The organism is Bacillota bacterium (assembly GCA_013178125.1).
Classification (GTDB): domain Bacteria; phylum Bacillota; class SHA-98; order Ch115; family JABLXJ01; genus JABLXL01.
Genome location: JABLXJ010000033.1, coordinates 1 through 14,171, shown reverse-complemented (window position 1 = coordinate 14,171; position 14,171 = coordinate 1). Strand labels below are relative to the sequence as shown.

16 protein-coding genes and 1 pseudogene are annotated in these 14,171 nt (G+C 54.0%); 8 read left to right on the top strand and 9 right to left on the bottom strand.

Annotated elements, in window-relative coordinates; genetic code table 11:
- Positions 1-82: 82 nt before the first annotated feature.
- From HPY71_14705 to HPY71_14675, 7 genes are all read right to left on the bottom strand, one after another.
- A complete protein-coding gene (locus HPY71_14705; protein NPV54742.1) occupies positions 83-385 on the bottom strand; it encodes a helix-turn-helix domain-containing protein in 303 nt (100 codons plus the stop codon).
- 27 nt (positions 386-412) lie between these two features.
- Entirely contained in the window at positions 413-664 is a 252-nt protein-coding gene (locus HPY71_14700) for a hypothetical protein (protein NPV54741.1), read from the bottom strand.
- A 42-nt stretch (positions 665-706) separates the two neighbouring features.
- Positions 707-976, bottom strand: coding sequence for a recombinase family protein (locus tag HPY71_14695; GenBank protein ID NPV54740.1), 270 nt, complete (start codon positions 974-976; stop codon positions 707-709).
- Between the two features lie 440 nt (positions 977-1,416).
- Positions 1,417-2,061, bottom strand: a complete 645-nt coding sequence (locus tag HPY71_14690) for a hypothetical protein (GenBank protein NPV54739.1) — start codon at positions 2,059-2,061, stop codon at positions 1,417-1,419.
- Between the two features lie 169 nt (positions 2,062-2,230).
- Positions 2,231-2,422, bottom strand: a complete 192-nt coding sequence (locus tag HPY71_14685) for a hypothetical protein (GenBank protein ID NPV54738.1) — start codon at positions 2,420-2,422, stop codon at positions 2,231-2,233.
- A gap of 952 nt (positions 2,423-3,374) precedes the next feature.
- Positions 3,375-3,671 (bottom strand): hypothetical protein, encoded by a 297-nt coding sequence (locus HPY71_14680; GenBank protein ID NPV54737.1) that lies wholly within the window; start codon positions 3,669-3,671, stop codon positions 3,375-3,377.
- A gap of 455 nt (positions 3,672-4,126) precedes the next feature.
- Positions 4,127-4,975, bottom strand: coding sequence for a DegV family protein (locus tag HPY71_14675; GenBank protein NPV54736.1), 849 nt, complete (start codon positions 4,973-4,975; stop codon positions 4,127-4,129).
- 146 nt (positions 4,976-5,121) lie between these two features.
- Between HPY71_14675 and HPY71_14670 the strand changes: the two genes are divergently transcribed.
- Complete coding sequence (locus HPY71_14670; GenBank protein NPV54735.1) at positions 5,122-5,472, top strand: hypothetical protein; 351 nt, start codon at positions 5,122-5,124, stop codon at positions 5,470-5,472.
- 161 nt (positions 5,473-5,633) lie between these two features.
- Here the strand turns inward: HPY71_14670 and HPY71_14665 are convergent, their stop codons facing one another.
- Positions 5,634-6,185 (bottom strand): hypothetical protein, encoded by a 552-nt coding sequence (locus HPY71_14665; GenBank protein NPV54734.1) that lies wholly within the window; start codon positions 6,183-6,185, stop codon positions 5,634-5,636.
- Positions 6,186-6,317: 132 nt separating this feature from the next.
- Positions 6,318-6,752, bottom strand: a complete 435-nt coding sequence (locus HPY71_14660) for a helix-turn-helix domain-containing protein (protein ID NPV54733.1) — start codon at positions 6,750-6,752, stop codon at positions 6,318-6,320.
- Between the two features lie 947 nt (positions 6,753-7,699).
- On the opposite strand from HPY71_14660, the pseudogene HPY71_14655 reads away from it, so the two are divergent.
- The 7 genes and pseudogenes from HPY71_14655 to HPY71_14625 all read left to right on the top strand — a co-directional run bounded on the left by HPY71_14655 (position 7,700) and on the right by HPY71_14625 (position 13,898).
- Positions 7,700-7,840 (top strand): annotated as a pseudogene (locus tag HPY71_14655) (helix-turn-helix transcriptional regulator).
- Between the two features lie 12 nt (positions 7,841-7,852).
- A complete protein-coding gene (locus tag HPY71_14650; GenBank protein NPV54732.1) occupies positions 7,853-8,290 on the top strand; it encodes a hypothetical protein in 438 nt (145 codons plus the stop codon).
- Positions 8,291-8,293: 3 nt separating this feature from the next.
- Positions 8,294-10,678 (top strand): RND family transporter, encoded by a 2,385-nt coding sequence (locus HPY71_14645; protein NPV54731.1) that lies wholly within the window; start codon positions 8,294-8,296, stop codon positions 10,676-10,678.
- Positions 10,679-10,733: 55 nt separating this feature from the next.
- Entirely contained in the window at positions 10,734-11,588 is an 855-nt protein-coding gene (locus HPY71_14640) for an outer membrane lipoprotein-sorting protein (GenBank protein NPV54730.1), read from the top strand.
- A 141-nt stretch (positions 11,589-11,729) separates the two neighbouring features.
- Positions 11,730-13,130: a hypothetical protein gene (locus HPY71_14635; GenBank protein ID NPV54729.1), complete on the top strand. Its 1,401-nt coding sequence runs from the start codon at positions 11,730-11,732 to the stop codon at positions 13,128-13,130.
- A 293-nt stretch (positions 13,131-13,423) separates the two neighbouring features.
- Complete coding sequence (locus HPY71_14630; GenBank protein NPV54728.1) at positions 13,424-13,816, top strand: hypothetical protein; 393 nt, start codon at positions 13,424-13,426, stop codon at positions 13,814-13,816.
- Entirely contained in the window at positions 13,737-13,898 is a 162-nt protein-coding gene (locus HPY71_14625) for a hypothetical protein (GenBank protein ID NPV54727.1), read from the top strand. Before HPY71_14630 ends, HPY71_14625 begins: the two co-directional genes overlap by 80 nt.
- Positions 13,899-14,171 lie beyond the last annotated feature (273 nt).

Sequence of the window (14,171 nt, the reverse complement as noted above, 5' to 3'; positions counted from 1 at the left end):
TCCAAAGCAGCCCTAATCCGCCTTTGTGTTTTCCTGTCAAGATTAGCAAAGTCTTTCTGGGCCGGTTCGGTTATCTCAAGTTTCATAATCCCAGTTCCCTTTTAAACTCTTCCCAGGGCTTTGTCTTCCCTTGGGCTATGGCTTTTTCCGCTTCGGCAATAGCCTCTTTATCTTCCTGCGTTAATGGCTCATCATCTTCTGGAGCAGCCTTTAATGCTTGAAGAACAGGGTCCAGGAAGGCCTCCAGGTCGCGCTCCCTTATCCTCCAAAGGCGCCCTGCTCTGACACCTCTGAGTTTTCCTCGCCGTAGCCATTCCCGAATGCTCTTAGGGCTTACTGCCAGCCTGTCAGCTGCCTCTTCTGGAGTTAAGAGTCTTTCAACCATTTAGGCCACCTCCTCATAAAGATTGTTCTACAAAAGATATCGGACTGTAGACGCATACCATCGCCCGCCCTGTTTTGTAGGGATTCCTTGCCGGTTCAATTCGTCTGCAATTTCTCGCAGGGTCCATCCTGCTTTTCTCCAGGCGAATATTTGCGCCAGAATCTTCTGTTCTTCGGCGTTTGCAATTAGGGCACCTTCTACGCGGTCAAAACCATGGAGTAGGGCTGTATGCTTCCCTATGGGCCTTCTTATGCGCCAGGGCCGTTGCGGTTCGTTCAGCTATGAGGTTCCGCTCCAGCTCAGCAAAACTAGCCATCATGTTCAAGAAAAATCGCCCCAAGCCGTTGCGGTATTGAGAGTTTGCCCGCCCATGTCTACCAGGTGCAAGGCTATCCCGGCCTTATCCCAGGCCTTAGTTTGGTGCAGTGCATCTTCAGCATCCCGGAAAAGCCGGTCTAGTTTCAGGGCCACTACATGCTTAACCTTCTTGCGGGCTACTAGTTGCAAGGGTCTTTCTCCGCCAGTCCGGGTAGCCAGAGGTTTAGCTGCCGAAACTCCTTCCTCCCGGATAACTTCCGTTTGGGCTGTCAGGGAAACCCCACCCTAGCCTATTCCCCTGTGGAAACCCTTATGTAGCACACGGCTTTCTCTATGCCGCTATCTCCCTTCTTTGTCCCTCTAAAGCCATATTGTAAACCTTTCAGCCGTCTATGTCAACACTTTTTTGTCCATTTTTATCCCTCTCTGTCGTATAAAACTGTTCGGTTTTGTACAAAAATAAAGGGCACTATCAAAAAGTACCCTCCTATTTCCCGTATACCCGGACCGCTCCCCCGGCTTTTTTATGTCTCCCGAAACTCCCCAAAACCCTACCCGCTTCAGGGTCAAAGTGACCTTCAATCTCCCGGCCTCTAGTTTCGCTCCTGCTGGCCTTTACATCCAGGGCGGGTAAACCCCCCCTTAGCCTGTCCTAAAACTCGCGTCTAAGGGCCTTCTATGGGCTCCTGGAGGCCCCTTCCCCCCTATACCTATCATTCCCCTTTGAGTTTCATAACCCCGTTACGCCAAGTGCCTACCTCATAACTTTGAATGAAAAACGTTATCTTCACCTCATTCTTAGATACTTGGGAAAACACTGGCTGAATGTATTCCTCAAATACATAATTACCTGCTTCCTCATATGCCGCCCTAACCTCTCTATCTGATACCGAGAATCTACCTTGCCCAAGATAAAAATTCCAAGAGGGTTGACATGTTGTATTAACCTGCGCCTCTAACTTAAGTCTATCTACAACAGATGGCACAACAGTAAATGACACTTGGTTTAACTTCTGTGCTAAAGCCCATCCTCCTGTATTAAGACGAGCAGTTAGTTTAAAGGCTTTCCAATCATTATTCTCAGGTACTACGGAATCTTGAGTGATTGTCACTGCTGAAACTCCCTGGGGATTGTGTATGCTTACGAATCCGCCCTCCTTCACTGCACTCAGCGCCACCCCTAGCTTGCCTGTTTGGTTGTACACCCCAACTGCACCGCCATGCTGGCTTGCTCGTAGTAGCACCCCCGCCTCGCCCGTTGGGTCGTCCAGTCGCAACGACCCGTCCTTCGCCGCCTCCAGCAACACCCCTGTCTTGCCTTCTGGGTTGCCCAGCCTGATGTGATCGCCTAGAAACATGCCCTGTGTGTGCTCTGGGCCAGATAGTATAAGGCCCCCCACCAAGAACCGAGCTTACCCCCAAGTGCACCCCCTGATTCCCTTTTTCATCGAACATCTGAACTTTCCCACCCACTATCGTCGCGCCTAGTGCCACTTGCTTTTTGCCCTCTTTACCAACCACCTCGACTTATCCGCCGTCCTCGTTTGTGTAAAGCACCACCAGTTCCCGCCCGGCTTCATCAACCACAACCATGCGCCGAGCCCGTATCTCATCAACAATGCTTTCTGCTGCCTGTAGTACCCACGTTTCGCGAACCACTCCGAAGAACAGCGCCACAAATAGCAACGGGTAGACTATGTATCTCTCCCACTTAGCCATAAGAACACCTCCCTTTTTGCTGTCAGTATTCGTCATTCCGCTATCCTTTACCTATAGCGGCCCGTCCTATTTTGGGAAATACAACCCGTTTGCATGCTCACCACGGACACGCTAGATGGCCTCCTGCGTATCGTAAGAAGTGCGCCTCCTTTTAGGTGTCCAATTTTGTCACTCTCGCCCCCCTTCGCTAACCCAGCATGAATCCACATGGGGGTTCACTACCCCCGGTCGTGAACAAACCCCTTCCAGGGTCTTTGAACGTGCCCGCCCGGTCCCTGGGTAAGAGTCGTCTTTCCCAATAGGGGGGTATTAAACGCACCCCTGTGAGTAAGTAGAATCGCCCTACCGCCTTCCGTAGAAGGCAACCCGGGGCATGCTAAGGGTCTTTTAGTGGGTCTCTGGGGTATCGTAAACAATCTCGAAACAGATAACCAAACAGATAACCGTCTTCACGGGAATTTGAGAACAAGAGGTTTACAAAATTGGACACCTAACACCTAAAAAAGACCGTGATCTGGATGGAAACTGGACACCGTAAAACGGAGGGAAACGGTCGCCGATGAAACAGGACAAAACAGGTCTCCCACAAAAATGGGCTGAAAATGGACGCCGAAAAAAGCGAGGGAAACGGGTTCGCTGAGAACAACGCGGAAACAACGGGACGCGGCCGCAAGAATTCGAATGAAATTCGGTCCATTGCTCGCTGAGAACAGCACGAAACAGCGACCACCGCAAAATCGGATAGGAACCGGTACCTTGGTCACCACGAGAATTCGGAGGGAAATCGGTTAGCCCGCCCGCTTCCACCGCGATCCTCTCCTGCGTCCATCCCTCTTCGTCCCGGAGGCCCCCTGCACGCACCAGAATGCCCTACAATGGCCGATAAAATCATAAAATCTACCTACCCCGCGCATTATCGCCCGTCCTAGAGGCCTTTCTGCGCGTTACAGGCCTATTCGATACGCCCTACTATGAGGGTAAGCCCCCGTCCTGTGGGAGCCAGCACGCCGCCACACGCAGGGTAAGGGCATTCATCGGGAGGCATTACATCGGCGACATCGGCCAGAATCTTTCGCCCGCACCGCCTGCAGACATACTCCAGGGCCTCTCCTGCCTTTCGTTTTGGCATATCAGCCTGCCACAGCAGGGATACCACCAGGGCATTCATAGACGTACCCGCCTTTTTCGCCAGAGAGGATAGCCTACGAAAGTCATCATCATTAAGATAAAGCATTACCCGCTTTTTCATGGTTGCGCCTCCATACTAGTATTCTGCGCTAATATCAGCAAAATTACTAGTATTAGCATAATATACTAGTATGAAAAGTCAACAAAAAAGGACGATTCACCATCATACCCCCCTAGCGAAATTTGCGGCTGCATACACGCTACCACCTACCCGGTCCCGAATGGCCGGGCCGTGGAGATTGCGAGGGCCTATCCCCCTTCGCTGTAACGCTATGTAACGCTTCGAAGGTTTCCAAGCCTCCGCTGGGAATTTCCCCAAGCTAACAGCCACCCCAAAACCCAACTAAAAACAACCTGTCCCAACTTGGGATGGATAAGCGAAGCCTTGCCGGTTAAACGAGGACCGCCCAGCGCTCTTCGCTTACATCAACGGCGCCGACCAGGCTCGGCAAGTGGAAGGTGGTTCAAGGACGTCCATCTTGTTGACCTGTCACAACCGGCCTGCGCCGTCAGGTTTCAGCAGGGAAGAAGGATCAAAGCCAATGTCCCCGGCCCGTTATGTGTGCCGATTACCCCGCCGATTTCAGTTTCGACTACTCGTAGGACCTGCCATCTTTCTTTAGCTGCCGCGACCAGTTTGGCCCCTTCATCGGGAACGTCTCCATGGCACATGCCGAGTTTGACTTTAGTGCCGAAAGGGATCTCCTCACCGGCAAGTTCAATCATCCTCGGGATGACCTTAGACCGTCCCCGGACCCTCTCGACCCCTGAAACGTAGCCCTCGCTATCCAGCTTGAGGATGGGTTTCACGTTTAGGATTGAACCCCAGAAATGCTTGGCTCTCCCAATTCGACCGTTCTTGTAGAGATAGTCCAGAGTATCAACGGAGTACATTGTCAGGAGCCTATCTACCATACTTTGAGCGCCATTCTTCACTTCCTCGAACGTAGCGCCGCTTTCAGCAAGATCCCTTGCCTCCAATACAACAAGGCCGTATCCCACTGATGCAGTTTTCGAGTTGATAATGGCGATCTTCCGGTCAGGAAGTTCCTGTGCCGCTAATGTAGCTGCCTGATAAGTCCCACTGAGGGCTGCCGACAAGAGAATGACTACTACCCCGGAACCATCAGCTGTCAACCTTTCGAAAGCTTCTTTGAACGCCCCTACGGGAGGTTGGGATGTGCGCGGAATCTCCTGGGAGGCCCGGAGCTTATCCCAGAATTGTTTTCCGCGTATTTCATAGCCATCTAGGTATGACTCAGAGCCGAAATGCACGGTGAGAGGTACCACTGTTATACCAAGACTTGCCAGATAGGACGGCTCAATATCGCATGCACTGTCAGTGAGGATCTTCGTTTTTGACACGGGTAACTGGCCTCCTTTAAGTGTGACTTTGCACATTAGCGTACCCTCTTAAAGACATACCTCTTTCAAAATACTCTGGCATTGTGTAAAACCCCTCTCGAAAACAAAGTGGCAAAGCTTTTTAAGTTTGCTTTGGAGGGATCAAGTTGCAGATTGTAGTTCCAGTCAACATGACACCGCAAGAATACTCCCAGAAGTACCAGGAAGTGAGATGGCCAGTTCTAGAAAAATGCCCTGTCTGTGGAGCCCGGACGAATCCCCAGGGACACGGCTGGTACTCAAGAAATGGGCTTCCTTCGAGAGATCTCGAACTGGTGGTAATGATTCGCCGGCTCCTATGTCCGGTGTGCAAAAAGACTGTCTCGCTTTTACCATGGTTTCTTCTTCCCCGGTTCCAGCACACCGCCCGGTTCATCGTGGAATCGCTGCTCAAGAAAGCAAAAAGCTACAGGCGACTCATGCTCCGTTATACCCAAAAGACCCAAAAAACACAATAAGATAGGCGCGAAAGCCCGTGCCATAGATATAGAGTCTTGGCCCTCCCTTCCCAATTTCGCGGCTGCATACACGCTACCACCCACCCGGTCCCGAATGGCCGGGCTATGGAGATTGTGAGGGCCTATCCCTCCAGCTTTTGTTAATGGCACTGACAGCTCCCTCATTGCAGAAGCCATGCTTCTGTGGTCAAGTACGACGAATCTTGTGGGTGAACTGCGATCATCACCTCCTGAAACCCAGACACCAAGAGACGGATCGTTCCCGCATCAACGCTGTAAGAGAGACGTACGTCCCGCTTTTCATTCTCCTGCTCAATAGAAAGAAGCCATAAATGTAGTAGCGGCTTATCTTTGATCGACTCTTTTTGGGTCTGATCCCACATATATCGATCGACTCTCCCACTAAGTAGTGAGAGTTCGACGCCGTTGGAAGCTATACCCACAACGGACAACTTCCAGACAAAAGGCCGGTCTTGGCCGTTAGCCGCCTTCAAGTAGAGGATCTTTACTGCCAAAATGCCACCCAGCTCCACCTGTTCAGGAACGAAGATACGTTGGGTGACCGTCCCGTCGTCGATGACATACTCAAAAACATGAACGCTTCGCATTCTCTTTTCCTCTGGTATACCTGCGTCTCGCCAGTCAGCTGCAGCGCTGCCAGTAGCTATCAGAAACACCATCAACGTAGTAAGCACGGTTACGGCTCGCTTCATGATTTTCCCCTCCCTGGCATCCCTTGTGGGCAACCCAGCTCATCATTAGTCTATCACCAAGATATCGGGCACCGTCTACCGCTCGGCGCCGGGCCGGGAACCCCCTGCAACTTTCGGTATACTTTTGGACAACTACGCCGTTAACCGGGATAGTTCCTTTAGGGATTCTGCTAAGGCCTTAGTGCTCGCCCACTCAGCTTCTATGCCCTCCGGGTCAGTCGCGCCCTTGGGGGCCAGGTTAACACCATACAAGCCTATAGCCCGCAGGATATGCACCGCCGCGGCCTGCCTCAATCTGAGGTCCTGTTTCTGCTGCAGGCCTTCCTCCAGAACACTCACCGCCTGCGCTACTAACTGGCGTAATCGTTCGATTTGGCTGCCCCAGGTCTCCTGACGGCGCCGATTCAACTCTGCTACAAATACAGCATTGTTATTCCGCCATTCCGTCACGGTCTGATGGCTCACCCCTACGGCCTCCGCTACCTCCCGGTCGCTCTTGCCCTGCAGCAACAGGTCAATAGCATTCTGCTGCTCTATAGTTAGCTGTCGGGTTTTGTCCGCTTTCACCACTACAAACACCCCCCTATGACACTGTACCCGCCTCTTAACGTTTGAATCTCTCTAAGGCCTCAGAAATAGATCCACACTCCGCCTCCTCGATCTCCCGCAGTAATCGCCGGTAGGTATTCCAGTGCATTCCCTTGGGCTTGTCAGGGAAAGGGTCCCCCAGCGTCGGGCTCCCGCCCAACCTACGCCGTATCTTCTGTGCCTTGCGCATTAACCTATAGGCTCGGTCCTCCCGCTGGCTTTCATAGACTGGACCCCAACAATGCCGGCACAAGAAATACTTACCAAGTAAAGATACAGTTTCCCCACCCGCCGACTACATTTAGGGCATACAAACCAGGGCCTCCGGCCTCCGTAATTGCACTCAGTCCACGTGATAGGCACGCTATAGCGCACCCTCTCCTCACCATCCGTCCCCGGTCGGAGTGTGTAAGATAGCTCCACCGCATCGGGAAGGGTGGTAACCCCTATGCTTGCCTCTTCCTTCCCGTTCCGTATCCATGCCCGGCCATAAGACTGCCCCGGCCGGAGAAGGCCTTCCCTGTTCCATAGGGCTTGCAGAAAGAAAACCAAATGCAAGTCCAATTCACTATGTCCAGATTTCCCGATACCTGGAGATATTGGGCTTATGAGAGTCAGCCTTACTCCATAATAATTAGCTTGCGTTAGCCATAGCTCATCCCTTCTCCTGAAGTCTAGTCATGACTTTGACGCAACCTTGACCGCGGAAGGAACCCGTATTGAAATCTTCCCTTTGTAGGTATATTATAGTATTAGACTGACCGGTCAGTCAGATAACGGGCGCTCGGCGGACTTAAGGCGGGACTTAGAGCCAGGCTCAGGGTCGGGCCCGGGGTCGGACTCGGGCTTGGGGCCAAACTTAGTGCCAGGTTCAGGGCGTCGAGGGGGGTTCAGCGACGAAAAAGGACGAAGATAAGTGCTCGCTAATACTGAATGCCGCCCAGAAGGTCTTTTCCGAGAAGGGATTTCACAGGGCTACCGTCGAGGAGGTAGCAGAGGTCGCGGGCGTTGGCAAAGGGACTGTATACCTCTACTTTGCAAGCAAGAATGAGCTCTTTGTCGCTCTCATTGAGGACCGGATGCGGGCGGTCAAGGCTTTTCTCGATGGGAAACTCAAGGAGAAGGCCGGCTCCACCAGCAAGTTAAGAGAGCTTATCGCGCTGCACTTCCAGCTATATAGCTGTTACCGAGACTTCCTTGCGGTCATGTTCGGCGAGGTTGGGCACCTGGGGCAGGAGCTCGACAGGCGCACCAGGGATGCAAGACTCGAAATCATAACCCTGATCGAACATGTTATAGATGAGGGAATTAAGCGAGGAGAGTTCAGAGAGATTGCCCCTCGGCTTGCTGCGTATGCCCTGGAGGGAATGACGAATTTCCTGGCATTCCACTGGCTCATCAGGGAAGGGCGTTCCCTATCCAAAGAGGATATAGAACAGGTGGTTGAGCTCTACCTTCGCGGAATAGTCCGGCGTTCCCAAGATCCCGTGCAAATCAGCACGACAGGGGGTATATAGCCTGTGCGCAACCTGGCCCAATGGATAGTGAGGCGTCCACGCGTCGTGATCGCCATCCTTGTTACCATTACTGTCGGCTTTGCCGTGTATATACCGCGGATACGCTTTGTAACCAATACAAAGGACCTGGCTCCCGAGAACGACCCCATCATCAAAGAGCTCGAGGAGACAATAGAAGAATTCGGCTCACAGGAAATCATGATGGTGGTGCTCAAGGGGGACATCTTTACCAGGAATGCCCTTGTCAAGGTCGACCGCCTTACCACGGAAATTTCGCGTCTGCACGGGGTAAAGAAAGTGATGAGCCCGCTCAATGTGGACCTGATCAAAGGCTCAGAACTTGGCATCGAGATCCAGCCGATAGTGGATTCACTTCCCGAGACGCCGGAAGAAATCAGGGCCTTTCGCGAACGCCTGGAAGATTCGCAACAGGGCGCGTCTCTGGTGGCCTCTAACGGCCGGGCCATGGCGATTATCGTGACCCTGGAGCCTGGGATCATAGCCACAAAGAGGGCAGAGATACTTGCCCAGGAAGTGGAGACCCTGGCCAACCGGGAGAAGGGGCCGGAGGAAATTTATGTGGTAGGGGAGGCCTACATGGGTTATTGGGCCTCAAAGAACATGCGAGGTGACCTGCGTTTTCTCTTCCCCTTGGTCCTGGCTGCGATAGTCCTGGCGCTTTACCTGAGCTTCCGGAGCCTGCTGGACGTCTTGGTGCTCCTCGCCAGCGTGATCACCAGCATAGTGTGGACTGTGGGACTCATGGCCGCTCTCGGCTACAACATCACCATGGTTTCAATGATCCTTCCCATTATCCTGATAGCAATGGGCAGCGCAGCCGGCATCCATATCCTCAACCGGTTCCACGAGGAGGTGAACAAGGGGCTCCAACCCGACATAGCCATTGCTGATGTGGTAGTGGAGCTCACCAATCCCATATTGATGACATCTCTCACCACGGCAGTGGGTTTCGGGTCGCTAGTGTCCTCGTTTGTTCCCCCGGTAAAGGAATTCGGTATCTTTGCAGCGATAGGCATTATGCTCAATATGGTAATCTCCCTGACCTTGATCCCGTCGTGCCTTGCCATCTGTTTTCCCTCGCCCGGTGTGCATACCCGGGCTCTTCCGGCACAAGGGGCTGCCAGTCGCGTACCGGGGCATGCTCACAAGGAGGCCGCTGGCGGCTTCGGGCTTAAGGCTATTCTCGAGGCAACGGCCCGGCTGGTCACCAGCCGGCCGCGGGCCATCATATCCGGGGCGATAGTGGTTCTGGTCGTGTTTGCTGTCGGTATTCCCAAGGTACACATCGAGACCAACATAATGCAGTATTTCAGGAAGGATAGCCCTGTGGTCAAGGGGACCGACATAGTCGAGAGAGATTTCGGGGGCACGATGAGGCTCTCTGTTGTGGTCGATTCAGGGCGTGAGGACGGCATCAAGGACCCGGCCATTCTTAATCGAATGCTAAAGCTACAGGGTGAGATGGACTCTCTCGACAAAGTAAGCAACTCGACCTCGGTTGCGAACCTCATCCGGGAAGTCAATTGCGCCCTGCACGGGGACGACAAGGCCTATGAGGTAATCCCCAATACCCATGAGGCGGTAGCACAAGAGCTTCTCCTGTTTACTATGCAGAGTGGGGGCGGGCTCGATTCCATGGTGAGCTATGATTTCCGCAAGGCGCTTATAACCGCAAGCCTGGCCAATGTCCCGACATCGCAGCTCAAGGGCATAATCGATTCTGCGGAAAACCTGGTAAAAAGGGAGTTTGATGGGACCGGCGCAACGGCGAAGGTGGTGGGGTTGCCCAAGATAATGATGAGGCTTATGGACAGGTTTATGGACAGCCAGCTCAAGAGCCTGTTTTGGTCCATGCTCGGGGTGTGGGTCGTGGTCTCCATTATAATGGGTTCCGTTTTTCTGGGGAGCCTGTGCCTGATACCCCTTGTTCTCACCGTGGTGATAAACTTCGGCGTCATGGGCTACATGGGAATCCCTCTCGATGTGGTGACAATGATGATAGCAGGTATCTGCATAGGGATCGGGATAGACTACTCAATTCACCTCATCAGTCGTTACCGTCTCGAGCTTAGTAGTGGTATAGATAAAAGGGAAGCCATAATGAGCGCGGTGGGCTCCACGGGCCGGGGCATCTTCTTCAATGCAGCGACCATGGCGATCGGATTTGGATTGCTCATTTTTTCGAGCTTCCATGCCATCTCGGTCTTCGGAGCACTGGTGGCGGGCACTATGGCGACGAGTTCATTAGGGGCCCTCATAGTGCTGCCTTCCGTCTTGAGGCTGCTCGGCGAACGCCAGGTCCTCGGAAAGCGGGCGTATTCCAGGCTCCGGGAGACGACGGGCCCGGTAGCGGCAAGAGGGTCATGACCTTTGCTCATGACGCTTAAGGAAAGGATAGAGGCATCTGAAGGAGGAACCGGAAGTGGGCATTCTGAAATCGAGTTACAGGACATCCACTCTATCAAGGCCATTACTAGGTCCCAAATGGATTGTGACACTTGGCCTGGGCCTAGGCCTATTGATGCTGGCCGGCATGCAGTTTCGCGTGACGACCTGTGCTGCTGAGAGACTAACGGCAGACCAGATACTGGACCATACTGAGAATAACCTCGCCCTCACCGGGAGCGGCACCGCTACGATCGACCTCATAACCGAGAATAAGCGTGGCCAGCAGCGTACTTACAAACTCAGGGTATTCCGCAGGGAAGACCCCGACGGGAGCGATAAACAGCTTGTCGAATACCTCTCTCCGGCCGACGTGGCGGGCACGAAATTCCTGAGCATAACAAAGGAAGGTTCAGACGCCCAGATGTGGCTCTTCATGCCGGCCCTCGGCAGGGAGAGGCGCATGGCCGGGAGCGCTACCCGGGAGAAGTTTATGGGCACAGACTTCACCTACGAGGAGATAGGCAGCGCATCTTCCTACAAGAAAGACTACCGGGCGGAGCGGCTGCCAGATGAGACCCTGGATGGACGCAAATGCTATGTGCTGCGCCTTTCGCCCAAAGGTGATAGCGATTTTAGTTACCTCAAGATGTGGGTGTGGCAGGATGAGTTCGTCCCGTTGAAGATTGAGTTTTATGACGTCGACGGGAGACTTAAGAAGGTCCTGGCCAACTCGGACCTGAGGAAGAATGAAAAGGGTAAGTGGGAGCCGCGTAGGCTCATTATGAGCGACATCCTTGGCGGGACCAAGACTACTGTCGTGCTGATCGAGACAAAGGAGGAAAAGGTGGCCGACGAGTATTTCAGCATGCGGTATCTCCGCAGGAAGTAGACTGCTACTTAGAGCGGGCCTGATACGGGCCGGTTAGAGCCGGCCCTTTATAGGGATGTCAAGCCGTTATTGCACTGCCGTTATTGCACTGCCGTTATTGCGACGCCAAGGGGGGTCTTGTTCATGAGGGGAGTATGGTTTATGAGAAAAACTCGTTCACATGCGGCCAGGGGCTCGGCGTTGAATGGGGCGATGCTTTGGCTGGCTGTCTTGCTGGTTGCCCTGGGCGCTTCACCTGTTGTGCATGCCGGAGAGGGTGGGATGACATTCTCGGGCGAAGTCACAAAGGATTTCGTGCTATCCCTGAAGAACGGGGAGCTCACCCGAAACGGGCTTGGCTATGATATCTCCTTGGACGGGGATCTTGCCGGGAGGATGCCGGCGCCCTTTGGTCATCTCTACATCTCGTTCAACGGGTCCTATGACTTGATCGAAGGCTCGGGCGACCTGTTCGAGCTCGGAGAGGCTTACATCGATCTCTACCGCGAGAGCCTGGATCTCAGGGTAGGCCAGCAGGTAGTGAGCTGGGGCACCGCCTACGGCGTGAATCCGACTAACTATGTAAACCCCATTAAGGTCTTGAATCCTGAGGATATGATGGGGGAAATGGAGATAAAGGGCATCCCGGTGCCAGCTGTCTATGGCACTGGCTATACATCATGGGGTGACACCGGAGGTGTCCTCGTGCTGGATCCTAAACTGCAGGACATTCCTGTGCCCTCGGAGATGCAGGCTAAAATCCTGGAAGGGGTAGCCCGTCAGGCAAGTCTTAGCCTGGGGGGGCTGATTGTGGAGGCGCCGGGTGGATTCCCGGCACCTGAGAGGCCCACGGGTCTTGGTCAGCTGCTTGAGGTCGCGGGGAGGGCAGGTACCAGGGTAGGCGGCTGGGATGTCTACGCCAGTGCTTTCAAGGGCTGGGATGACTATCCCGTGCTTTGGGCCAGGGTCGAGCCCAAACTCACCCCTGGTGGGACGCTGGCCTACGATTCCTATGAACGGCCTGTGATGGAGCTACAGCCCCACTCCCAGTACCGCCGCTTGACCCGGCTGGGGGCGACTGTCACGGGCGTCATAGGCGACTATACCCTGTGGGGAGAGGCAAGTTACACCTGGCCGGAGAGGGTCGCCGGCCTGGAGGATGAACGCGCCATCGCATTCTCATCCAACGAGCCTTACCTCCAGGCAGTCGTGGGTGGAGACCGGAACTTTGAAAACAACATCTACGCCATGGCCCAGTACATCTGCAATGGTTCTGGTTCTCTTTTGAGCCCGTACTGGTTTAAGCCGGGCCCGCGCGAGGCCGGGCAGTACCTCCTCGGGGTTGTCCGGTATACCCCCAATGATGATCACGAGGTAGAGCTCACAGGTCTTGTTAACCTGGACGACAAAAGCTCGGTCATTGCACCCAGGTATACCTATCATCTTAGCCAATCGATGGATATCTGGGCCGGCGGTGCGTTTTTTGCGGGCTGCGAGGATAGCGAATTCGGGATGCTCAAGGGTTCAAAGGCCTTGATCACCGGGGTGAAGTTCTCGTTTTGAGACTGTTGGCGGGCCTGAGGCTGTTGACGGACTTGAGACCGCCTGCGGGCCAGGGGCAGCGGGCCCAGACCCGGAGCGGTTGACCCGGGCCTGGGCCGGAATTAGCCCGGAGTGCAGGGGAATCCACTCGCGGCGCAGTGTTTCTGCGCAAAAAATTAATTCTCCTCAATCAAGCCTTCGCAAGAGACCTGAATCCAGCTTTCTTTATGCTAGAATATTTACGCGCCGGTTCAGGGATATCCATACCCTGTCCGGAGCGTAGTCTTCAGCAGGGCGGTTTTCATCGAGCGCCTATGATAGGGAGAGGCAGGGAACCCCTGGTGTTCAAGCTTAGGAGGATGGGCAGGGAGCCGATTCTGCGCCCGGTCCCCGATCACCCCTGGAAGGCGGCAGCCGTATTCAACTGTGCTGCGATCTACAGCGACGGGTTATTCCACGTCTGGTACCGGGCCACCGACAAGCCTTTTTGTCTTGGACTTGAACGTCCGGTCGAGGAGCACAAGTACACTTCATCGATTGGCTATGCCGTGAGCACAGACGGCATACACTTCAAAAGATACAACGCGCCTATCCTGGTGGGGGAGACCAGCCAGGAGATGTGGGGGGGTGGAGGATCCACGCATCACCCTCTTGGATGGCCGCTATTACATGATTTATACCGCGTCTGGCGGGAGGGACTGGTTTGACGTGCGGCCAACTATCATTGGGTCCCCTGACCTTGTCCGGTGCGAGGGACGTCGCATCCTCCTAGACGAGATGATATTCTAATCCCGTTGTGTGGATTGGCCCCTCGAAATAGAGTAGCCCCCGCCACCCTCTGTGTTAAATCACAGCCCCCTTCCCACTCAAAAGCTCCCGAATCGCTCTCACCCATGGCCTATTTGCATGTGGCCCATATAATGCAGGAATAGCCCTACGTAGCCACCCTTCTGGATCTTCCAATACCCTCTCTTTGACCCGGGCTACTACCTTGGCGTCAGTCCTGATCTTCCACGTGATTCTCTTTGACGCATACTCATGGAGTTCTCCGTTGGCATCCAG